At 64.9% G+C, this 21,539-nt stretch carries 21 protein-coding genes; 8 read left to right on the top strand and 13 right to left on the bottom strand.

Annotated elements, in window-relative coordinates:
* Positions 1-191 precede the first annotated feature (191 nt).
* A complete protein-coding gene (hisS, locus tag GSQ79_RS20600; protein ID WP_158810578.1) occupies positions 192-1,685 on the bottom strand; it encodes a histidine--tRNA ligase in 1,494 nt (497 codons plus the stop codon).
* Positions 1,686-1,815: 130 nt separating this feature from the next.
* Here hisS and GSQ79_RS20595 point away from each other — a divergent pair, with 130 nt between their 5' ends.
* Entirely contained in the window at positions 1,816-2,529 is a 714-nt protein-coding gene (locus GSQ79_RS20595; protein WP_158810576.1) for a DUF2076 domain-containing protein, read from the top strand.
* An 81-nt stretch (positions 2,530-2,610) separates the two neighbouring features.
* On the opposite strand, the gene GSQ79_RS20590 is transcribed toward GSQ79_RS20595, so the two are convergent.
* The 3 genes from GSQ79_RS20590 to GSQ79_RS20580 form a co-directional block, all read right to left on the bottom strand.
* On the bottom strand, positions 2,611-3,360 hold the full coding sequence (locus tag GSQ79_RS20590; RefSeq protein ID WP_174243251.1) for a L,D-transpeptidase: 750 nt from the start codon (positions 3,358-3,360) through the stop codon (positions 2,611-2,613).
* Positions 3,361-3,905: 545 nt separating this feature from the next.
* Entirely contained in the window at positions 3,906-4,871 is a 966-nt protein-coding gene (locus GSQ79_RS20585; protein ID WP_158810574.1) for an alpha-E domain-containing protein, read from the bottom strand.
* A gap of 21 nt (positions 4,872-4,892) precedes the next feature.
* Complete coding sequence (locus GSQ79_RS20580) at positions 4,893-6,389, bottom strand: circularly permuted type 2 ATP-grasp protein (protein WP_158810619.1); 1,497 nt, start codon at positions 6,387-6,389, stop codon at positions 4,893-4,895.
* A gap of 351 nt (positions 6,390-6,740) precedes the next feature.
* On the opposite strand from GSQ79_RS20580, the gene GSQ79_RS20575 reads away from it, so the two are divergent.
* From GSQ79_RS20575 to GSQ79_RS20565, 3 genes are all read left to right on the top strand, one after another.
* The gene (locus GSQ79_RS20575) at positions 6,741-7,826 is read left to right on the top strand and encodes a lytic transglycosylase domain-containing protein (protein WP_158810572.1); all 1,086 of its coding nucleotides are present in this window, start codon (positions 6,741-6,743) and stop codon (positions 7,824-7,826) included.
* 152 nt (positions 7,827-7,978) lie between these two features.
* Positions 7,979-9,097: a murein L,D-transpeptidase family protein gene (locus tag GSQ79_RS20570; protein WP_246725474.1), complete on the top strand. Its 1,119-nt coding sequence runs from the start codon at positions 7,979-7,981 to the stop codon at positions 9,095-9,097.
* 94 nt (positions 9,098-9,191) lie between these two features.
* Positions 9,192-9,449 carry a DUF3297 family protein gene (locus GSQ79_RS20565; RefSeq protein ID WP_158810570.1) on the top strand — a complete coding sequence of 86 codons (258 nt, stop codon included), beginning with the start codon at positions 9,192-9,194 and terminating at the stop codon, positions 9,447-9,449.
* A gap of 4 nt (positions 9,450-9,453) precedes the next feature.
* Here GSQ79_RS20565 and GSQ79_RS20560 read toward each other — a convergent pair whose 3' ends face one another.
* Positions 9,454-9,834, bottom strand: coding sequence for a helix-turn-helix domain-containing protein (locus tag GSQ79_RS20560; protein ID WP_158810568.1), 381 nt, complete (start codon positions 9,832-9,834; stop codon positions 9,454-9,456).
* A 100-nt stretch (positions 9,835-9,934) separates the two neighbouring features.
* Here GSQ79_RS20560 and GSQ79_RS20555 point away from each other — a divergent pair, with 100 nt between their 5' ends.
* On the top strand, positions 9,935-10,540 hold the full coding sequence (locus GSQ79_RS20555; protein ID WP_158810566.1) for an FMN-dependent NADH-azoreductase: 606 nt from the start codon (positions 9,935-9,937) through the stop codon (positions 10,538-10,540).
* A gap of 98 nt (positions 10,541-10,638) precedes the next feature.
* On the opposite strand, the gene GSQ79_RS20550 is transcribed toward GSQ79_RS20555, so the two are convergent.
* Positions 10,639-12,297: an OFA family MFS transporter gene (locus GSQ79_RS20550; protein WP_158810615.1), complete on the bottom strand. Its 1,659-nt coding sequence runs from the start codon at positions 12,295-12,297 to the stop codon at positions 10,639-10,641.
* A gap of 414 nt (positions 12,298-12,711) precedes the next feature.
* Here GSQ79_RS20550 and GSQ79_RS20545 point away from each other — a divergent pair, with 414 nt between their 5' ends.
* Positions 12,712-13,584: a LysR family transcriptional regulator gene (locus GSQ79_RS20545; protein ID WP_158810564.1), complete on the top strand. Its 873-nt coding sequence runs from the start codon at positions 12,712-12,714 to the stop codon at positions 13,582-13,584.
* A 9-nt stretch (positions 13,585-13,593) separates the two neighbouring features.
* Here GSQ79_RS20545 and mobB read toward each other — a convergent pair whose 3' ends face one another.
* The gene (gene mobB, locus GSQ79_RS20540; RefSeq protein WP_158810562.1) at positions 13,594-14,145 is read right to left on the bottom strand and encodes a molybdopterin-guanine dinucleotide biosynthesis protein B; all 552 of its coding nucleotides are present in this window, start codon (positions 14,143-14,145) and stop codon (positions 13,594-13,596) included.
* Positions 14,142-14,915, bottom strand: coding sequence for a class I SAM-dependent methyltransferase (locus tag GSQ79_RS20535; protein ID WP_158810560.1), 774 nt, complete (start codon positions 14,913-14,915; stop codon positions 14,142-14,144). Before GSQ79_RS20535 ends, mobB begins: the two co-directional genes overlap by 4 nt.
* Before the next feature lie 72 nt (positions 14,916-14,987).
* On the opposite strand from GSQ79_RS20535, the gene GSQ79_RS20530 reads away from it, so the two are divergent.
* Positions 14,988-15,248: a sulfurtransferase TusA family protein gene (locus tag GSQ79_RS20530; protein WP_158810558.1), complete on the top strand. Its 261-nt coding sequence runs from the start codon at positions 14,988-14,990 to the stop codon at positions 15,246-15,248.
* Here the strand turns inward: GSQ79_RS20530 and mobA are convergent.
* The 5 genes from mobA to frc form a co-directional block, all read right to left on the bottom strand.
* Positions 15,245-15,853, bottom strand: a complete 609-nt coding sequence (gene mobA / locus GSQ79_RS20525; RefSeq protein ID WP_158810556.1) for a molybdenum cofactor guanylyltransferase MobA — start codon at positions 15,851-15,853, stop codon at positions 15,245-15,247. The two genes, GSQ79_RS20530 and mobA, sit on opposite strands and share 4 nt — an antisense overlap.
* Positions 15,854-15,977: 124 nt before the next feature.
* The gene (locus tag GSQ79_RS20520; RefSeq protein ID WP_158810554.1) at positions 15,978-16,730 is read right to left on the bottom strand and encodes a hypothetical protein; all 753 of its coding nucleotides are present in this window, start codon (positions 16,728-16,730) and stop codon (positions 15,978-15,980) included.
* Positions 16,731-16,939: 209 nt separating this feature from the next.
* The gene (locus GSQ79_RS20515) at positions 16,940-17,959 is read right to left on the bottom strand and encodes a 2-dehydropantoate 2-reductase (protein WP_158810553.1); all 1,020 of its coding nucleotides are present in this window, start codon (positions 17,957-17,959) and stop codon (positions 16,940-16,942) included.
* A gap of 44 nt (positions 17,960-18,003) precedes the next feature.
* On the bottom strand, positions 18,004-19,314 hold the full coding sequence (gene oxlT, locus GSQ79_RS20510) for an oxalate/formate MFS antiporter (protein WP_158810551.1): 1,311 nt from the start codon (positions 19,312-19,314) through the stop codon (positions 18,004-18,006).
* Positions 19,315-19,371: 57 nt separating this feature from the next.
* Positions 19,372-20,649: a formyl-CoA transferase gene (gene frc, locus GSQ79_RS20505; RefSeq protein ID WP_158810549.1), complete on the bottom strand. Its 1,278-nt coding sequence runs from the start codon at positions 20,647-20,649 to the stop codon at positions 19,372-19,374.
* A 298-nt stretch (positions 20,650-20,947) separates the two neighbouring features.
* Between frc and GSQ79_RS20500 the strand changes: the two genes are divergently transcribed.
* A partial coding sequence (locus tag GSQ79_RS20500) for a fumarylacetoacetate hydrolase family protein (RefSeq protein WP_158810613.1) occupies positions 20,948-21,539 on the top strand: 592 nt, incomplete at its 3' end.

Genomic DNA, 21,539 nt, shown 5'->3' with positions numbered 1-21,539 from the left:
ATCAAGAGCGGCGCCGCAGTGCGACGGGATTCGGATGAGAGGGTGAAGAGGGCGGGATCGACCGCACCACAACGCCCTCATCCTGAGGAGCAGGCGCAGCCTGCGTATCGAAGGACGAGGGATTTGGGACCGCCCTCGTGGTTCGAGACGCACCCTGCGGGTGCTCCTCACCATGAGGGCTATTGAGATGGCTACGTATGCCGTCCCAGCACCTCTCGGACTTTGGCGACCAGATCGGTCTCCGCCACCGCGCTCTGCGCCTTGGCGCGCAACTCGATGTAGTCGGCGCGGTCCTTGGTCGATTTCGCCAGCTCCAGGCCGAGCACGAGGTCGCGCACCACCACCTGCGGGCCGTCGGCATGGTCGCGCTCGTTGGAGCCCTGGATCACCGCGCAGATCGCCTTGCGCTTGTCGGCATATTTCAGCTGCGCGTTCATGCCGGACTGGCCGAGGTAGAGTTCGGCGGCGATACCGGCGGAGCGCAGCTGCGTGACCAAAGCTTGGTAGCGGGCGATTTCGGGCTTGTCCAAGACCAGCACGACCACCGGCCCGCGATGGGCGCTGCCGGCGACGAGGGGCGACTTGATCGCCTTCAGCGCCGAAAACAGCCGGCTGACGCCGATGGAGAAGCCGGTTGCCGGGACGTCTTCGCCGCGGAAGCGGCCGACGAGCCCGTCGTAGCGGCCGCCGCCGCCGACCGAGCCGAAGCGGATCGGCTTGCCGTCGTCGCCGGTGACCTCGAAGGTCAGTTCGGCCTCGAAGACCGGGCCGGTGTAATATTCCAACCCGCGGACGATCGCGGGATCGATGCTGATGCGGGCGCCGTAGCCGGCGACGAGATCGGCGATCGCGCGCAGCTCCTCGGTGCCCTCATGGCCACGTGGCGAGTCACCGAACGCCGCGGCCAGCTTGTCGACGGTGGCGTGGTTGTCCGCGCCCTTGGCGTCGAGGATCGCCAGCACCTTGTCGGCCTGCGCCGCATCCAGCCCCGCGCCCTTGGTGAAATCGCCCGACTCGTCCTTGCGGCCGGTGCCGAGCAGCAGTCGCACGCCGTCGACGCCGAACTTGTCGAACTTGTCCATCGCCCGCAGCACGATCAGCCGCCGCCCGGCATTCTCCGGCCCGCCAAGGCCGATGGCTTCCATCACACCGTCCAACACCTTGCGGTTGTTGACCTTGATGACATAGTCGCCGCGCTTGATGCCGAGCGCTTCCAGCGTGTCCGCTGCCATCATGCACATCTCGGCATCCGCCGCGACGCTGGCCGAGCCGACGGTGTCGGCATCGAACTGCATGAATTGGCGGAAGCGGCCGGGGCCGGGCTTTTCGTTGCGGAACACCATGCCGGCGCGGAACGAGCGGTACGGCTTCGGGAGCCTGTCGAAGTTTTCCGCGACATAGCGGGCGAGTGGGGCGGTGAGATCGTAGCGCAGGCTCAGCCACTGTTCGTCGTCGTCCTTGAAGGAGAAGACGCCTTCGTTGGGCCGGTCGAGGTCGGGCAGAAACTTGCCGAGCGCGTCGGTGAACTCGATGAGCGGCGTCTCCACCGCTTCGAACCCGTAGAGTTCGTAGGTCTGGCGGATCGCCTCCAGCATGCGGTGGGTGGCGGCAATGTCTTCCGGGCCGCGGTCGCCAAGACCGCGCGGCAATCGCGCTTCGGCCCGTTTCGTCTCTATGTCAGTCATCATCGCCTCGTTTCCGGGCGTGTCTTACGAGTGGCGGGGGGCTGGACGCAAGGTTGCGCCCTTTCAACGCCGCAAACGGCGCCCCATATCTTTGGCGCGGACCAATCCGCGTTTATTTCTGGAGAAGACCATGTCCCCCGAAGAGCGCCAGCTTCTGCAAGGCCTGTTCGATCGCATGCGCAGCGCGTCCGGCAACACCCGGGATCGCGAGGCGGAGGCCTTCATCAACGACAACGTCCGTCAGCAGCCCTATGCGCCGTACCTCCTCTCGCAGACCGTGATCGTCCAGGATCAGGCGCTGCGCGCCGCCAACGACAGGCTGCAGCAGCTCGAGTCCGAGCTTCAGCAAATGCAGCAGGGCGGTTCCGCGCAGCAGCCCGGCAGCGGCGGCTTTCTGTCCGGCATCGGCTCGCTGTTCGGCGGTGGCGGTGCACAGCCACAGCAGCGGAGCCCGTGGAACCAGGGCGGCCAGCAGCAGGGTTATCCGCCTCAGGGTGGTTATGCGCCGCAGCCGCAGCAGGGCGGCCCCTGGGGCGGCCAGCCGCAGCAGGCGAGCGGCGGCGGCTTCTTGCATGGCGCGCTCGGCGCGGCGGCGGGCGTTGCCGGCGGTGTGCTCCTGGCGGACTCGATCAAGGGATTGTTCGGCGGCAGCAATAACGGCCTCGGCATCGCCTCCGGCGTGCCGGGCATGGGTGGCGGTTTCGGCGGTGGCGGCGAGACGATCACCAACAATTATTATGGATCGGACGCCGGTGGCGGCGGCACGGCCGCCGACTATCAGCAGGATGCCGACCAGGACCAGGACGACGCCCAGGACGCGGGCGACTACAGCTCCGACGTCTAACCGGCGATCTTCTAGAAAAAAGCCGGCGGCTCTCGCGAGTTGCCGGCTTTTCGTTGTCGTCCGCCTCGCAATGAGGGGGCGCTACATCACGATGACGCGGGTGCCGACGCCGACACGGCCGTAGAGGTCGACGACATCCTCGTTCATCATCCGGATGCAGCCCGACGAGACGTTGGTGCCGATCGTGTAGGGCTCGTTGGTGCCGTGGATCCGGTATAGCGACGAGCCGAGATACAGCGCCCGGGCGCCCAGCGGGTTGGCCGGGCCGCCGTCCATGTGGCGCGGCAGGTCGGGGCGGCGCAGGACCATTTCCGGCGGTGGCGTCCAGCCGGGCCATTCGGCCTTACGGCTGATCGTCTTGACGCCGGCCCAGGCGAAGCCCGGCCGGCCGACGCCGATGCCGTAGCGCAGCGCGCGGCCGCCGGGCTGCACCAGAAACAGGAATTTTTCGGGCGTATCGATGATGATCGTGCCGGGCCGTTCGTGACCCTCATAGGCGACGTCCTGGCGCTGGTAGATCGGGTTGATCGGCCGGCTTGCGAGTCCCGGATCGTTGGCGAGCGGATCGTAGGCCGCGTTCTGCGGCGCATAGGTCTGTTGCGCGTAAGCTTGCTGGGCATAGGCCTGCTGCTGCGGCACCGCCTGCGCTTCGGGATGCGAACCGTAATAGGCCGGCGGCTGCGGCGTATAGTCGGGCAGCCCGGCCTGCGGCAGGTTGGCCCTCTGCGGCGCGTAGACGAGGGCCGGCGCAGGCTGCGCGTAGGCGGCCGGAGCATAAACCGGCGCCGGGGCACGCCGCGGCGGGCCATCGGTTTCGCCCGTCATTAGCATCTCGATGAAGCCGCCGCCATAGCGGCCGGGCTCCGGCGGGAAGGGCGTTTGGCGATAGGTCGGCCGGGCGTAGAGATCCGGCGGCGGCACGGGCTGGCCGAGAATGCCGTGCTGCTGCGGCGGAAACACCGCGGCGCGATAAGGGAGGGCCTGGTCGCGATCGGCTTCGCGCTGGCCGTAGCCTGGGATGACCAGACCGTCGGCGTAAGCCGCATAGGGCATCGCCGCGACGCCGAGCATGATGAGCGACACACGAGTAAGCAACCGAGCTGACATCACCAACGCCCCACGCACCGTACTGCAATGGAGCCATGATAAAGCATATTTTTTAAGTGTAACCTTTAAAACTTTGGCATGGTTATGGACTTGATAACGCCGATTGCTTGGTAAACGAAGTCATGAAAATCAGAGTTAATTATTCGATAGTGGCCGGTCGTTGCAGGCGCAGCAAAGCAATCCAGAGCCGTTGTTTCTTCCGGCACGGTGTCACGCTGTCCTGGGATGGCTTCGCTGCGCTCGCGAAGCCGGCCGGATGAACTCGTTGCTCAAATTACCAGATACTGCGCGCTGATCGTCTCGCCCAGCCGACTATTGTCTTCCACGAATGTGGTGATGAACTCGTGCAGGCCGCTCTGGAAGATTTCCCTTGTGGTCGCCGTCTGCAGCCGCTCCATCACGTTGCGGGCGTGGCGCTGCGAGGCGCCCTGTATGCCGTAAGCCCGGCCGAGCGCATCGAGGAAGTAGACGATGTTGTCGTAGCAGGCGATGAGCGAGCGCGGCATTTCCATCTTCAAAATCAGCAGGTCCGCGACGAGCCAGGGCTTGATGCTCTGGCGATAGACCCAGTGGTAGGCGGTATGCGCCGACACCGCACGCAAAATGGCGGTCCATTGAAAATAGTCGAGCGAACCGCCGATGGCTTCGCTCTCCGGCAACAGCACATGGTACTTCACGTCGAGGATACGCGCAGTGTTGTCGGCGCGCTCTAGGTAGACGCCGAGCCGCGAGAACCAATAGGCATCGTTGCGCAGCATGGTGCGGTAGGCGCAGCCGTCGAAATCCAGCGACATCTTCTTCACGAAGTCGAGGAAGCGGGTGAGTTCCTCGCGATCGAAGCGGCTGCGGCCGATGTTGATCTGCTCGAACCGTTTGAGTTCGAACCAGGCTGAGTTGATCGCCTCCCACATCTCGATGGTGAGCGCGGTGCGCACCGAACGAGCATTGGCGCGGGCATATTCGATGCAGTTGCGGATCGACGAGGGATTATCGACCGAGAAGGTCAGATATTCCACGACGCTGGCCTCGTCCATCGGCGCGCCGGTCTTGAGGAAGGCCTCTTCGACGCCTGCCGAGGCAAGCGCACTCTCCCATTCCGTGCCTTGGCGCGGTTGGCCGTAATCGACGGGCAGGCTGGTCAGGCGCTGCGTGGCTTGAACGATGCGCGCGAGAAAATCGGCGCGTTCCATGTAGCGCGACAGCCAGTAGAGGTTGTCGGCGGTGCGAGAGAGCATTGCGATCCTCTTGGGATGTGATCAGGACTGGCGCTGGTTTTGGCCAAAACTTTGGGACTGGCTCTGACCGAAGCCCAATCCCTGCGATTGGCTCTGGGTCTGGAAGCCGTTGCCGTTGGTGTAGCCGTCGTCGACGATCCAGGTATCCTTGGTGCCGCCGCCCTGGCTGGAATTCACCACCAGCGACCCCTCCTTGAGGGCGACGCGGGTGAGACCGCCCGGCACCACCCGCACCCCGTTGGCGCCCGACAACACGAAGGGACGCAGGTCGACATGGCGCGGGCCGATGCCGGTGTCGAAGAAGGTCGGGCAGGTCGACAGCGCCAGCGTCGGCTGGGCGATGAAGTTGCCCGGATCGTCCTTCAGCTTGGCGGCGAATTCCGCGATCTGCGCGCTGCTCGCATGCGGCCCGACCAGCATGCCGTAGCCGCCGGAGCCGTTGACCTCTTTCACCACCAGTTCGGGCAGGTGCTCGAGCACGTATTTCAGCGAGTCCGGGTCGCGGCAGCGCCACGTCGGGACGTTCTTCAAAAGCGGCTTTTCCCCGAGGTAGAACTCGATGATCTCGGGCATGTAGGTGTAGATCGCCTTGTCGTCGGCGATGCCGGTGCCGACCGCGTTGGCGATGGTGACGTTGCCGGCCTTGTAGGCGCGCATCAGGCCGGGCACGCCGAGCATGCTCGTCGGGTTGAAGGCTTCGGGGTCGATGAAATCATCGTCGATGCGGCGGTAGATCACGTCGACGCGGCGCGGTCCCTCGGTGGTGCGCATGAAGACCGTGTCGTTCTCGACGATGAGATCGCGACCCTCGACCAGTTCGATCCCGAGCTTGTCGGCGAGAAACGAGTGCTCGTAATAGGCGCTGTTGAACGGCCCCGGCGTCAGCAGGGCGCACGCCGGTTCATGGCCGTCGGTCGGGGTGACCGAGCGCAAGGCCGCCAGCAGCGCGTCGGGATAGTTTTCGACGGGCGCGACGCGGTGATCGGCGAAGAGGTCCGGCGCCAGCCGCATCATCACTTCGCGATTCTCGAGCATGTAGGACACGCCGGACGGCGTGCGCACGTTGTCCTCGAGCACGTAGAAATCATTGGCGTCGATGCGCACCACGTCGATGCCGGCGATATGCACGTAGACGTCGTGCGGCACCTTCTGGCCGATCATCGCCTTGTTGTAATAGGGGTTTGTCTCGACGATATCGCGCGGCAGGATGCCGGCTCTGACGATCTCCTGCGCGCCGTAAATGTCGCAGAGGAAGCGGTTGAGCGCGTTGACGCGCTGGACCAGGCCGGCTTCGAGTTGCACCCACTCGGTGCGCTGGATCACCCGTGGAATGATGTCGAACGGGATGAGACGCTCGGAGGCATCCTTGTCACCGTAGACGTTGAAGGTGATGCCGATGCGGCGGAACATCAGCTCGGCATGGCTGTGGCGGGAGGCCAGCAGATCCTTCGGCGCTTCGGCAAGCCACTTGGCGATCCGCTCGTAGGCGGTGCGGATTGCGCCGTCATCGAGGGTCATCTCGTCGTAACCGCGCGCTCGTGCCAACCTGGCTGCTCCTCTATCGTGCCGTTCGCCGATCCTGCGGACCGCCTGCCTCAAACGAAGCAAGCGGCAGGCCATCGCTTAGCACGCCCCCTCACTACACCGGTCCAACGATCAAGGAAGCTCTTTGATCGCGGCCCGATCGACAGAGGTTGAACATGCCGCCCGGGCGCCGTGCCACGGCCCGGAGCCGCCAATCGCACGACCCAGCCACTTTAACAAAATGTAAAGGTTAATGCTTCTGAAAGGTTTGCGTCCTAGCCTTGTGCGACGTCCGATTTGCGGCAGGACTTGACCGCTGCCGTCAGGACATCGCGTGGAGCCTTGATGAGCACGATATCGCTTTCTCGCCTCAGCCTCGTGACCACGGACGACCGGCTGCGGCGGCCTGCAGCCGACCTGGGCCAGATCTTCCGGGTTCTCGTGATCGTCGCGATTTTTGCGGCGGCGAGCTTCTGGGTGATGCGCCCGACCTCAGGCCACGCCGCCGAAGGCTTTCGCGGCTTCGTCGACGGACTCTGGAGCCAGGCGCACAAGCGCGGCGTCAGTCGGGACACTTTCGACCGCGCCTTCGCCGACGTGACGCCGGACGATGCCGTGCTCGCCAAGACCAAGAAGCAGGCCGAATTCGTCAAGCCGATTGCCGTCTACCTCGCCAGCGCCGTGTCGGCGAGCCGCATCGAGACGGGACAGGCGCGGGCGAAAGACTGGAAGGCGACCCTCGAAAAGGCAGACGCAAGCTTTGGCGTCGATCCCTACATCGTCCTTGGCGTCTGGGGCCTTGAAACCAACTTCGGCAAGAACCCCGGCGACCTCTCGACCATCCGCTGCCTCGCGACCCTGGCCTACGCCCGCTACCGCGGCGACTATTTCCGCAAGGAACTGCTGGATGCCCTCGATATCCTGCAGCAGGGGCACATCACCGCGCAGGCGATGCAGGGATCCTGGGCCGGCGCGATGGGGCAGACGCAGTTCATGCCTTCGGCGTTCAAGCGCTACGCCATCGATTTCGAGGGCAGCGGTCGCAAGGACATCTGGCGCAGCATTCCGACGGCGCTCGGCTCGACGGCTTATTTTCTGAAGAAACACGGCTGGATCGCCGGGGAGACCTGGGGTTACGAAGTCGTCGCGCCACGCGAGGGCGACGGGACCAACGCCAGGCTGCGGCCGTTTTCCGCCTGGGCGCGGGAAGGCTTTCGCCGCGCCGACGGCGGTCCGATGCCGGAGCATGGCGAGGCGTCGCTGCTGGTGCCGGCCGGTCCCGACGGCCCGCATTTCCTGGTGACCCACAACTTCAAGGTCATCAAGAGCTATAACAACTCGACGGCCTACGCGCTGGGGGTTGCGCTCCTCGGCGAGCGCATCGCGGGCTCGCCGCCGCTTCGTGCGGCCTGGCCGGTCGCCAGCCGTTAGCCAGCGCGTCGGCTCCGGGTGGACTCGCCTCAAGACGGCCAAGCCGTTATGATCATGGTGCTGGGACGCATGAACTCGTGCGTGGTGCAGCTGTCTGGGACGCGACGGTCATGCGGGTGAAGGTGGGATCGAGAGCGGCGCTGCTTCCGGCGATGATGCTGCTCGGCCTGTCGTTCGCCCGCGCCGATGTCGCCAAAAGCCTGGCGCCGATCCCGCCCGCGACCGTCGCCCTGATGGCTGCCAAGCATACGACGCCAGCTGCGCCGCTCGTCATCCGCACCTACAAAAAGGAGGCGGAGCTCGAAGTCTGGAAGCTCAGCGCCGAGGGCCGCTACGTCTACATCAAGACGTTTCCGATCTGCCGTTGGTCCGGCCAGCTTGGCCCAAAGCATCATTCGGGTGATCGCCAGACGCCGGAGGGGTTCTATCCCATCGGCCCCAAGCAGATGAACCCGAACTCGCACTACTATCTCTCGTTCGATACCGGTTTTCCCAATGCCTACGACAAGGCGCATGGCGCCACCGGCTCGGCGGTCATGGTGCATGGCACCTGCTCGTCGATGGGCTGTTTCGCGATGACCGACAAGGAAGTCGGCGAGATCTACGCCATCGCCCGTGACGCGCTGAAGGGCGGCCAGCCGGCGTTCCAGATGCAGGCCTATCCGTTCCACATGACCGCCAAGAACATGGCACTCTACCGCTCGGATGCGAACATCGCGTTCTGGACCCAGCTGAAGGAGGGCTCGGACCGTTTCGAATCGACCGGCGAGCTTTTGCAGACCAGCGTCGTCGCCGGAAAATATGCGTTTGCGGCGTCGAGCGACCCGGCCAAAGAAGCCGTGGCCAAGGCATTCCACGACGCCGAGCAGGCGAAGATCACCGAACTCGTCGCCGACGGCAGCGCGGCCGTGCGCACCACCTATTCCGACGGCGGGCAGAACGCGATCTTCGCCGCCCTGATGAAGAAGGGCGTGTCGCTCGGCGATGTCAGCCGGCCGGAGGCGCTGGCCTTCGCCGGTCTCGACGTGACCTTGGTGCCGGCGCGGCGGCATCGTCGCCCGACGACACCGGTCGTGGCCGACGCGGAGCCCGCGAAAGCCATGCCGCTGGTTGCCGAGATCGTGAATGCGCACGCGACGCCGCTCCCTGATACGATCGAGCCCGTCGCCCTGATGCCGCAGTTGCTGCGCTACAGACTGTACAAGCCGCCGGTGACGCAGACCCTGATCGCCGGCGCGATGCCGATGCGGGCCGCCGTCCTCGCCAACTAAGCGCGAATTTGCGCCGGACGGGCAACCCGCTCTATACGAGCCGCTTGCCGCTTCTGGCCTGTCAGCCGCAGCGCCCTTCACTGGAACCACGACGATGACCGATACGCCGCCGGACCGCTTGGCCACGAACCCGAAAAGCCCGTTCTATGACGAGGCGATGCTGGAACGCGGCATCGGCATCATTTTCGAGGGCGTCGAAAAGACCAACGTCGATGAATATTGCGTCAGCGAGGGCTGGGTGCGCCTGGTCGCGGGCGTTGCCAAGGATCGCGCCGGCAATCTCATGACGGTCAAGCTGAAGGGCAGGGTGGAGCCGTTTTTTCGGGCGCCAGCGCCCGCCTCGTCCGACTAGCTCTTCAGCGGGTGCTCGCGGCCTCGCCTGCAGGCGTGCCGGGCCGCTCGCGAAGCGCGTCGTCGCGCTGCCAGCGAGCGGCAAGCTGACCCAATTGTTCCATGATGGCACCCATCTCCTCGATTCGGGAGGTCGGGCTGTATGTGACTTCCGGTGGGCTCGTCGAGGCGACGCTCCTCGTAACAAAGCCGTGTTTTTCCAAGGTGCGGAGCCGGACGGTCAGCACCCGGGCCGAGATCCCCGCTACCCCGCGGCGCAGGGCGCCGAAGCGCATTGGGCCGTTGCTGTGGAGGAGCCACATGATGTGGAGCGTCCACGGGTGGGTCAGCGTGATGAGCAGGCCGCCCATGGCACAGCCCGAGTCGATGGTCTGGTCGAGCCGCAACGTTGCCTCTCACGGTTACTTTAAAGTACCTACTTACGGGTTGTCACGAGCCGTGCATAGAGTCCTTTGCAGCAGACCCAATGCTGCGCGAGGAGAATGCATGAAGATACTCCATCTTGATTCCAGCGTGACGGGCGAGGCCTCCATCACGCGTCCGCTCACCGCGCAAGTCGCGGAGAAGCTGCTGGCGGCGAATGCCGGTGCGACTCTAGCCTACCGCAACCTCGTCGAAGCCCCGCTGCAGCACTACACGGCCGTGCTGCGCCTGCATGGGGCGACGCCTGAGGTGGCGACCGCAGCGCAGAAGCTTGAACTCGAGACGGGCGAAGCCCTGCTGGCTGAGTTCTTCGCGTCCGATGTCATCGTCATCGGCGCGCCCATGTACAATTTCAGCGTCCCGAGCCAGCTGAAAGCCTGGGTCGACCTGATCTGCGTCGCGGGGAAGACGTTCAAGTACGGCGAGGCGGGCCCGGAGGGCCTGTGCCACGGCAAGCGGGTCGTCATCGTCTCGGCGCGCGGCGGCTTGTACGGTCCGGGATCGCCGAATGCGTCGCGGGATTTCCAGGAGGCCTATCTCAAGGCTGTCTTCGGGTTCCTGGGTATCGATGCCATCGACGTGATCCGCGCCGAAGGCGTCGCCTACGGTCCCGACGCGCGCGCAGCGGCGATCAACGCGGCTCAAGACCAGATTGCGGCGCTGATCTAAACCCTTTGATGCAGGCCGATGCCGCGAGGCTGGGCCAAAAGGAAGAGCGTGCCCCGCACGCTCTTCCTGACGATTGATAGCCGTCGGGACTGCAGGCCTCAGCTGAAGATGCGGACCGCACCTTCGAGCGTCTTCCACACGCCCCAGACGATTGGGATCGCGATCAGCACCCAGGGAATGAGTGCGGCCCCGCTGAGCGAACCCTTGCCGATCCCATAGTTCCCGGCAACGCTAAGCTTGACGGCGGGGGCCGCGACGGCGCCGGGCCGCGCGCCCGCCTCGTTCATCAGCCACTTCGCATGGACCGGCCGCACCAAAGCGTTGCAGATGAAGCCGACGATGAGGAAGGTCGTGACGATATACATCGTCTTGTCGTAGACCTGCGCTTTCGGAACGCCGGCCGCGATCTGCGCGTCGCGGACTCGCCCGATCACCTCCGCGCCAACGATGCCTGCCGCCGACCATGCGGTGAGCAGCCGGCCATGAATGGCGCCGACGAACTTGGTGCCGAAGATGTCGGCGAGGTAGGCCGGCACTGTCGCGAAGCCGCCGCCGTACATCGACAGGATGATGCAGAAGGCGCCGACGAACAGGGCCTTGGAGCCCATGTGCGCGAAGGTCGGGGCCGAGGCGTAGAGCGCGATGCCGAGGCCGAAGAAGGCGAAGTATGTCGCCTTGCGGCCGATCCTGTCGGACAGCGAGGCCCAGAAGAACCGGCCGCCGATGTTGAACAGAGAGAGCAGGCCGACGAAGCCGGCGGCAATGCCGGCGACGCTCTTCAGCTGATCGGCGTTGAGCTGGCTGAAGATGAGGTCCGGCGCCCCGATCAGCTTGCCGGCAAAGATCTCCTGCAGCATCGGCGAGGCCATCGACAGCACCGCGATGCCCGCCGAAACGTTGAGGAACAGCACGCCCCAGATCATCCAGAAGGACAGCGTCTTGTGCGCGTCGTTGAGATGCACGGCGCCCGACGTCACCAGTGCGCTCTTATGCGTCGTGGCCGTCCAGCCCTCCGGTTCCCATCCATCCGGCGGCACCCGGTAACCGAAGGCCCCGATCAGCATGACGACGAGATAGATGAGGCCGAGCACGACGAAGGACTGCCAGACACCGACGCCGTCGGCCGTCTTGAAATTGTTGATGAGGAGATTCGCCAGCGGCGAGCCGATCATCGCGCCGCCGCCGAAGCCCATGATCGCCATGCCGGTCGCCATGCCGCGGCGGTCGGGAAACCATTTGATCAGCGTCGACACCGGCGAGATATAACCGAGGCCGAGCCCGATGCCGCCGATGACGCCAAGCCCCAGCCACAGTAGCCAGAGCTGATGGATGGAAATGGCGTAAGCGCCGATGAGAAAGCCGCCGCCCCAGCAGAGCGCCGACACGACGCCCGCCTTGCGCGGCCCGGCACGCTCCAGCCAGCCGCCGAACACGGCTGCCGACAGGCCGAGAAAGACGATGCCGATTTCAAAGGTGAGAAGCAGACTGCTGATTGGCCAGTCGCAGGTCGTGGTGGTCAGCGAGTCGAAAAAGCCGAGATTCGGGCAGGCCATCGGCTTGGTCAGCCCGATGGCCTTGTTGAGCGGAAGCCAGAACACGCTCAGCCCGTAGGCCATGCCGATCGAGAGATGGATGGCGAGAGCCGCCGGTGGCACGAACCACCGATTGAAGCCCGGCCCCGCCACGGTGCGAGTCCGATCGAACAGGCCCAGCCCCCCGGTGCCTTGGCTCGGCACCTTATTGATCGCCGTCTCCATCAACGCCCCACTCGTCTGCTAAAAAATTCACCAACACCATAGAATATTGGCCGCGCAAAGAAGATAGAGGGCTTTCTGCCGAAGATACTATTGTCCTTAAGGCATATAAGCCTGGCTCGCCGCTTGTCCTCGCGTGCATAAGCAGCGAACGTTACGCAATGCTGCGCCAAATCCCGCCGACTTATTCGTCGTGCGGGAAAGTCTCAAGTTGTTGCCCAGGGTTGCAACGTCGGCATCTTGGCCGTCCCGCCGAGTGTGCGACCGGAGTTTACGCGGTCAGGCAACCTCCCCTGTATATCCCCGCACCTTTCGTTGGATCGAAAGGGCATGCTAAAGGCCAGTATGATCGTTTGCCCTTTCGCTTGGTACGTCCTGCGTGCCGATGACTGCGATCGCCCTAGCCGATAGGCCGCAATGCTAGATCCCGTTCTGTTACGAACCTTTCTTCTGGTATCTCAAGGCAATAGCTTTTCCGAGACGAGCCGGAAGCTGGAACTGCGTCAGTCGACGGTGAGCGACCATATCCGCCGTCTGGAGCAATGCCTGGGGCGTCAGCTGTTCGTGCGCGACACCCATTCCGTCGTGATGACCCCGGAAGGCGAGGCGCTCGTCGACTTCGCGCGCTCGATCATCGAGACCAGCGAGCGGGCGGAGCGTTTTTTTGCCGGGACCAAGCTGCGCGGCAAGGTGCGCTTCGGCGCATCCGAAGATCTCGTCGTGAGCTGGCTGCCGTCCGTCCTCAAGGGTTTTACCCAGGATCATCCCGAGATCGACCTCGAATTCACCATCGCGCTGAGCAGCACCCTGATCAGCCGCTACGAGGCCGGCGATCTCGATGTCGTGCTGTGCAAGCGCTGGTCGGGGGAAGAACGCGGTCAGGTGGTGTGGCGCGATCGCATGGCATGGGCTGCCGCACGCGGGGCCGATCAGTTGCAGAACGAACCGATCCAGCTCATCCTCTATCCGCCGCCGAGCATTACCCGCTCCATCGCCTTGTCGGCCCTGCAGCACGCCAATGTGCCGTGGCGCATCGCTTGCACCAGCGACAGCCTGACAGGCCTAGTGTCCGCCGCCAAGGCCGGCCTCGGCATCACGCCGCTGTCGCGCTCGCTTATTCCGGATGGTCTGGTGGAGATCGAGGGAAGCAATCGCCTGCCGCCCCTGGGGGAAGTGGATTTCATCCTGTTACGCGGCGGAGGCGCCTCGCGGGCCCCGGTGGCGGAACTGAGCGCAGCGATCATCGCGAAGGGCCGGCACTTCGGAAGTCGTTTGACGTCGGTCGAATAAAGGTAGGCTTCAAACCTTCGAACGTTGCGCTTCGATGCCGTGCGCTAGCCGGTCCCGCGTCTCGGCGACCGGGAGAGCCTGAGCCACGATCAGATCCGCGACGCTCGCCACATCATCGAGGTACGCTGTCGGCAGCGTGATGAAGGGCGGCGGCGCGTCGCTCACCAAGGCGGCGATGCTCGGATCGTCGGGAAACAGGAACGGTTTGCCGTTGCCGACACGATGAATCTCGATTTTCGCGTGCCGGTCGTGCTTGAAGCCCTCGACAAGCACGAGATCGACCAGGGACAGATGCTGAAGCAGGCCGTCGAGGTCGGGCTCGGGATCGCCGCGCAACTCGTGCATCAAGGCCCAGCGATTGGCCGAGGAAATCAGCACCTCCTGGGCGCCGGATTGGCGGTGCTCGAAACTGTCCTTGCCCGGCTTGTCCACGTCGAAGTTGTGATGCGCATGCTTGATCGTCGAGACGCTCAGGCCGCGTGCCTTCAGCACCGGAATCAGCTTGACGATCAGCGTCGTCTTGCCGGCACCGCTCCAGCCGGAGAGCCCGATGACCTTCATGCGACGGCCTCGCGCGTGGCCTCGATCATCATCGTGTCGACGGTCATGGTGCCATCCGGCTCGAACGCGAAATGGTCGGTGACCGGTTTCGGCATGTGCCCCTGCAGAGCAAGGATCGCCTGGACCTGGACGTCGGGGGTCCCGCTGCGGGCGATCCAGGTGGCAAAATGCAGGCGAAGCCTTGCCGGTACGGGCGCCATCGGATGCAGGCCCGCTGCGCGCAGGGCGCGGATCCACTCGTCCGGCGCATAGTCGCGGACGTGGGTCGGATCGCGCAGCAGCTCGACGCTCTGCAGGAACGTATCGCGCAGCGCCTCGCCGGGCGACACGACATCCATGATGATCGCCATACCATCCGGCTTCAACACCCGTCGGATGCCGGCGAGGCCGGCCGCGAGATCACGCCAATGATGGGCGCTGTAGCGGCTCGCCACGACATCGAAGCTTTCGTCGGGAAAGGGCAGGGCCTCAGCCGCACCGCATTCGGTGACGATGTTGCGCAGCCCGCGGTCGGCGGCGACGCCGGCCACGGCGGCAAGCATGTCCGGCGACAGATCATAGGCCACAATCTCGCGGGCGTGTGGCGCGAGCGTGAAGCTGACATGGCCGCCGCCGCAGCCGAGGTCCAGCACGCGGCCGGGCGGCCGCGCCGCGACGAGAGCCGCCAGCCGCTCGAGGTCGGCGCCTTGCGCATGGTCTTTGCTTTCGACATAGGCCTGCGCGTGGGCGCCGAACTGCGCGGCCACGAGACTCTCGTGCGATCGGGTCATCGATATCCCTCGCTCCGGACGTCGCGCGCCGGAGTCTTGCTCTTGCGATCCCGGGTCTATAGCAGCCTGTGCATGGCCTTCGCACCCCCGCCGGAAAGCCCGATTCCGACGCTCGACCTGCGCGGCCTCAAATGCCCGATGCCGGTGCTGCGCACGCGCAAGGCCCTACGCGGCATGGCGCCCGGCGCGCGGCTGGAAGTGCTGTGCACCGACCCGCTCGCCGCGATCGACATCCCGCATTGCCTGCGCGAGAGCGGCGATGTGTTGGAGGCGCAGGGCGTCGAGGCGGACATGCTGCGCTTCGTGATACGAAAAGGCGATCCCGAGCCCTAGCGGTGCCCTTGGCCCGCGATTGCCTCCGCCGCCACCAGATCATCCGGCGCGTTGGCGTTGAAGAACGGGTCGTAGGGATGCACCGGCCAGTCCGCATAGGCGACGGGGTGGCGATCGAGGAAGGCGCCGACCTTGCGCAGGCCTTCGACCGCCAGCGCCTTGCGCAGATCGTGGCGCAGCGACACCGACCACAGCGTCGCCACCGGATGGCTCGATCCGCCGGAGCGGGCGCAGACGATCAGCGCACGGTCCTCGACGCGGACATCCTGCAGGCGGGCCACGAAATCCTTCGGCAGGAACGGCGTGTCGGTGGGTGCGGTCACGGCGAAGGGCTTGTTGGGATAGGTTTTGGCGACCCAGTCGAGCCCGGCGAGCACGCCGGCCAGCGGTCCCGGGTTGTCGGCAAGGTCGTCGGAGATCACCGGCAATCCATAATGCGCCAGGCGATCGGTGTCGCCGTTGGCATTGATGACGAGCTTGTCGCACTGCAGCCGCATCGTCGCGATGACGCGATCGAGGATCGGCACGCCGCCGACCGTTCTCAGGCCCTTGTCGCCGCCGCCCATGCGGCTGGCGAGGCCGCCCGCGAGAATGATGCCGATCATGGGATGACCTCGCTCTTTCCGTTGGTCTCCCCGCCGCACGAGCGGGGCGACGCCTCCAGGATCATGATAGCAGAGTGACATGACTATTGATCGGGTGGAGGCCCGGACGAACGGACGGCGTCCGTCAGAAGCGATACCAGAGCCCGACGAAGGGGCCGGTTTCCCGCGCGGCGTCGGTGCCGGCCAGCGTTCGCAGCGCGCCGACCTGCACCGACCATTTGGGCGAGAGGTCGTAGACGTAGCTCAGCTGAAGCTTGGCATAGGCGGTGCGCGGGATCAGCGGTCCGGCGCTTGCGGCCGAACTGGCAAAGCCTTGCAGGAGGATCAGGCTGCGTGGCGTGGGGCGGAGGCCGAAGCCGATATCGAAGCGGGCTTCGTCGGGCCAGCCGCCGCCGCGAAGCCGGGCGCCGGGCTCAAGCGACAGAAACCCGGGCGTGCCAAACACGGACAGGCTTTCACCCCACTGAAGGCGAAGATCGGCGGCGAACGCATGCGGACCGCCGAGCGAAACCTCCGTCGCCGGATTGCTTCGCCCCAGGGGTGGCTCCACCAAAGCCTGGAACGCGAGCGTTCGCGTCGCCGTGCCCCAGAGCTTCAAGCGGGCGCCGAATGCACTTTCATCGGATCCGCTATAGGCGTTGCCGGACGATCCCGCTTGCATCCGGGCTGCCGTCGGCGCCGCGATGATCGTCAGCGAGGGCGTCAAACCGTATTCCGCGAAACCGCTGATCGCGGCTTTGCGGTACGTTGGTGTCGGAACGCTTTTGCCGAATTGGTTGAACGAGCGCGACGCCTCGATGTAGCCGCCGCCGGCAATGATCTGGCCCTGACCCTCGGGCATCAGGAAGCCGCCGGCCGATGCCGGTGGCGCAGACATGCCGAGCGTGGCCGTGGCCGCGCTCCACACGAGCGGGAAACAAAAACGCCACACGCAACACCACGCGGCGCGGTTGCGACAGGCTCGGCGCCGTCCCCAGCTTCAGCCGGAATATCGCGTGCAATCCATCTATTCACGGTTGCATTATTGGCACCCGCTTCGTTCCGGAGTCAGCGTTGCTGCGAAACGACAGTGCCGTTGCGGCAATGCTACGACGCCTTGGCGATCGGCTCGGGCATCGCGTCCGGAAAGGTCGGATACAGCTTTTGGCTGCGGCCGAGCTGCTGAACGAGGCCGAGCACGCTGTCGATATGCGGCGTCGCCACGTCGACGGCGCGGCCGAGCTCCTGCACCGCGGTGACCAGCGCGTCGATCTCCAGCGGGCGCCCGCGCTCCAGGTCCTGCAGCATCGAGGTCTTGTGCGCGCCGACCTTGGCGGCGCCGTTGATGCGGCGGTCGACGTCGACGCGGAATTTGACGCCCAAGCGTTCGCCGATGGTCTGCGCCTCCAGCATCATCAGCCGCGACAAAGCGCGGGTGCCGGGATCGGTGGCGACGATGTCGAGCGTCGCGCGGGTGAGCGCGGAGATCGGGTTGAAGCTGAGGTTGCCCCACAGTTTGACCCAGATGTCGTCGCGGATATCGTCGAACAGGCGCGGCTTGAGATTGCCTGTGGTGAACACGTCGACGAGACGCGCGAGACGTTCGGTCTTCTGGTTGTTCGGCTCGCCGAGGCCGAACTGGTCGCCATAGGTGTGCTGGATCACGCCGGGGCCGACGAGTTCGGTCGCAGGATAGACGGTGCAGCCGATGACACGCTCCGGGCCGATGGCATTCCACTGCCGGTCGCCGGGATCGACGCTGGCGAGGCGGCGGTTCTTGTTGGCGCCTTCGAGGCCGTAAAAATACCACCATGGTACGCCGTTCTGTGCGGTGACCACCATCGTCTCCGGCCCGAGCAGCGGTTGCATCGCCTCCGCCATCTCCCAGGCCTGGTAGGCCTTGAGACCGATGATGACGCAGTCCTGCGGGCCCAGTTCCTTCGGATCGTTTGAGGCGCGGACGTTCGCCTGCAGCGTCTCGGCGCCGATCTTGAGCTGTAGCCCGTCTTTCTGGATCGCCGCGAGGTGCGCCCCGCGCGCGATCAAGGAGACGTCGGCGCCGCCGCGCTTCAGCATGACAGCCATGTAGCCGCCGATCGCGCCGGCGCCGTAGATGCAGATTTTCATCACCGATCCTATGGAAGGCGGAAGAGCCGCCGGAAAAAACAGTGTCAGGCGAGTTCGGTCGTCCCGACGGGCAGCGCAGCCGCGGCGGGCTGCGTGCGATTGATGAAGGCAAGCCGCATTGGCTTCAGCACGATCAGAGCCGTCAAGGCAGCGCCGATGTTGAGGCATACTGCAACCAGGAACACGGCATACCACCCCTGGGCTGCCGCCAAAACGCTGGCGAGCGGAACGAGCAACGCCGCCGTGCCCTTGGCGGTGTACAGCATGCCGGCATTGGTGGCGGCATATTTGGCGCCAAACGTGTCGCCGCAGGTCGCGGGAAACAGGCTGTAAATCTCGCCGAAGACGCCGAAGAATACCGCCGAGGCCAGCACGAAGACGATGGGCTCGCGTCCGTACATGGCGAGCGTCATCAGCATCAGCGCCGCGATGGTGAAGGCGATGAACATCGTATGCTCGCGGCCGATCTTGTCGGAGACGAAACCGAAGAAGGGGCGCCCAAAACCGTCGAGAATGCGGTCGAGCGAGATCGCGAAGGTCAATGCCGCCATCTCGAAGCCGAGCAGGCTGACCGGCGCGCCGGCGATCTTGAAGTCCTTGGCGATCGGGGCGATCTGCGCCGCGGTCATCAGGCCGCCGGCGGCGACCATCACGAAGGTGGCGTACATCACCCAGAAGACCGGCTGGCGGATGACGAACTTCGGCTCGAAAGCGCCTGACGTCTGCGGAATGGCAAGGCGCTTCTTCGCGGCCTTGACCGTGTGCGTCGGGCGTCTCAGGAACATCGACAGCACCAGCACGACGGCGCCCTGGCCGAGACCGAAGGTGAGGAACGCCTGCTCGTACCCGCTGGCCTTGATCATCGCGGCGATCGGGACGACGGTCAGCGCGGCGCCGGCGCCGAAGCCCGCCGCCGTCGCGCCTGCGGCGAGGCCGCGGCGGTCGGGAAACCATTTCAGCGCGTTGCCGACGCAGGTCCCGTAGACCGAGCCCGCCCCGATGCCGCCGACGACGGCACCGAAATACAACATCCCCAGGGAGCCGGCTTTCGCATTGATGACCCAGGCGAGCGCGATCATCACAGCGCCGAACACCAGTACGACACGCGGGCCATAACGGTCGACGAACCAGGCCTCGATCGGCACCAGCCACGTCTCCGTCACCACAAAAATTGTGAAGGCGAGCTGGATCGCCTCACGCGTCCAGCCATGACGGGCCCCGATCGGATCGACGAACAAGGTCCAGCCGTACTGCAGGTTGGCGATCATCGCCATGCAGACGATGCCGATGACGAGCTGCACCCAGCGGACGCTGGACACAGGTTGGACGTCGGGCGGAAGGACCGCGTCGCGCATGCGTTGCTCTCCCTTTGACCGCGCTCGTTGAGCGGCGCGGTTCAGTGTGGCATAAAACTATTCGGCAGCCTGGCGGAGCGGTGGTGCAAGCGCTCCGGAATCGTGGATCGCGGCGATTTCCTTGGCGTCGTACTTGAGAACGTCGCTCAGGATCTCGTCGGTGTGCTCGCCGAGCAGCGGCGAACGCGTCACCTCGGTCTTGCTGTCCGACATCTTGATCGGATTGCCGACGGTGAGATAGGCGCCGCGCTCGGGATGATCGACCTCGACCACGGTGCCCGTCGCGCGCAGCGCGGGCTCTTCGGCGAGTTCCTTCATCGACAGGATCGGGCCGCAGGGAATGTCGAGCGGATTGCAGATCGCCATGACCTCGAACTTGGTCTTGGTCTTGGTCCAGCCCTCGATCGTGTCGAAGATGAAGGTCAGCTTGTCGAGGCGCGCTTCGGGCGTAGCGAAGTTCGGATCGGTCTTCCATTCCGGCTTGTCGATCACGTCGCAGATCTTCGTCCACACCGGCGCCTGGGTGATGAAGTAGATGTAGGCGTTGTGGTCGTGCTCGTAGCCCTTGCACTTCAGGATCCAGCCGGGCTGGCCGCCGCCGGACGCGTTGCCGGCGCGCGGCACGGCCTCGCCGAAGGGTTTGCCCTCGCCGAACTGCGGATATTCTTTCATCGGCCCATGCGCCATGCGCTGCTGGTCGCGCAGCTTGACCCGGCAAAGGTTGAGCACGCCGTCCTGCATCGAGACGCTGACGCGCTGGCCGCGGCCGGTGCTGGTGCGTTGGAACAGGGCGGTGACGATGCCGAGCGCGAGGTGCAGCCCCGAGCCGGAGTCGCCGATCTGCGCGCCGGTGACGACCGGCGGGCCTTCCTCGAAGCCCGTGGTCGATGCCGCGCCGCCGGCGCATTGCGCGACGTTTTCGTAGACCTTGCAGTCTTCGTACGGACCAGGGCCAAAGCCTTTGATCGAGGCGACGATCAAACGGGGGTTCAACGCCTGGATTTTCGTCCAGCTGAAGCCCATGCGGTCGAGCACGCCGGGCCCAAAGTTTTCGACGAGGACGTCGCAGGCCTTGATCAGGCCTTCGAGCACGTCCTTGCCCTTCGGGTTCTTGGTGTCGAGCGTGATGGAGCGCTTGTTGTGGTTCAGCATCGTGAAATAGAGGCTGTCGACCTTCGGGATGTCGCGCAGCTGGCCGCGCGTGATATCGCCGACGCCGGGGCGCTCGACTTTGATGACGTCGGCGCCGAACCACCCGAGCAGCTGCGTGCAGGTCGGACCCGACTGCACATGCGTGAAATCGAGAATGCGGACCCCGTCCAGCGCCTTACTCATCGTCGTCTCCCAAGGTCCTCTTGGACCATCGTTTTTTCCCGCAGCGAAGCGGTCTTGACCGAGCCGTCAGCGCTTAAGGCGACCGCACGCGTTTCACCGCAAGCGACGCCGCCGCGTGGACCAACTTTTAGCGGAGAGCTTCAGCAGGTATACGCAAATGAGCTGACAGGCATGCGTGTTGGTGCCATGTACCTCACTAAAAAGTCAATTGATCCGGAGGCTGTCCTGTGCCTCCCGGCGGGTAGACTTAACGACGATACGGCAAGCAATGCCGATAAGAGCAGCGCAAGGGGATGAGATGACGCTTTGGATTCGGTTTGAGCATGAAGGCGAGACGGGTTTCGGAACTCTCGAGAGCGCGACGATTACCGTGCATCGCGGCTCGATGTTCTCGGCGCCCGAAGCAACATCGCAGAAACTGCCGCTTTCCTCGGTGACGTTGTTGCGGCCCGCCGAACCGAGCAAGATGATCGGGCTCTGGAACAATTTTTATAAACTGGCTGAAAAAATTAGTTCGCCGGTTCCGCCGGAGCCGCTGTATTTTCTCAAGAACCCTGCGTCCTTCGCGGATCCAGGCACCACGATCTGCAAGCCCGCATCCTACGCCGGAAAAGTGGTCTATGAAGGTGAGCTCGGCATCGTCATCGGCAAGACCTGCCTGAACGCTTCAGACGAGGAAGCCGCAGCGGCGATCTTCGGCTACACCTGCGTCAACGATATCACCGCCATCGACATCCTCAACAAGGACCCGACCTTCGCGCAGTGGACCCGCGCCAAGGGTTTCGATGGCTTCGGCCCGTTCGGTCCGGCCATCGCCACCGATCTCGATCCCGCAGCTTTATCCGTGCGCACAATCCTCAACGGCGAGGAACGTCAGAACTATCCGATTT

The sequence above is a fragment of the Beijerinckia sp. L45 genome, assembly GCF_009765775.1.
Taxonomy (GTDB): Bacteria; Pseudomonadota; Alphaproteobacteria; order Rhizobiales; family Beijerinckiaceae; genus RH-AL1.
Note: the sequence above shows the minus strand (reverse complement) of the source record. Positions and strands in the feature narration are given on the sequence as shown.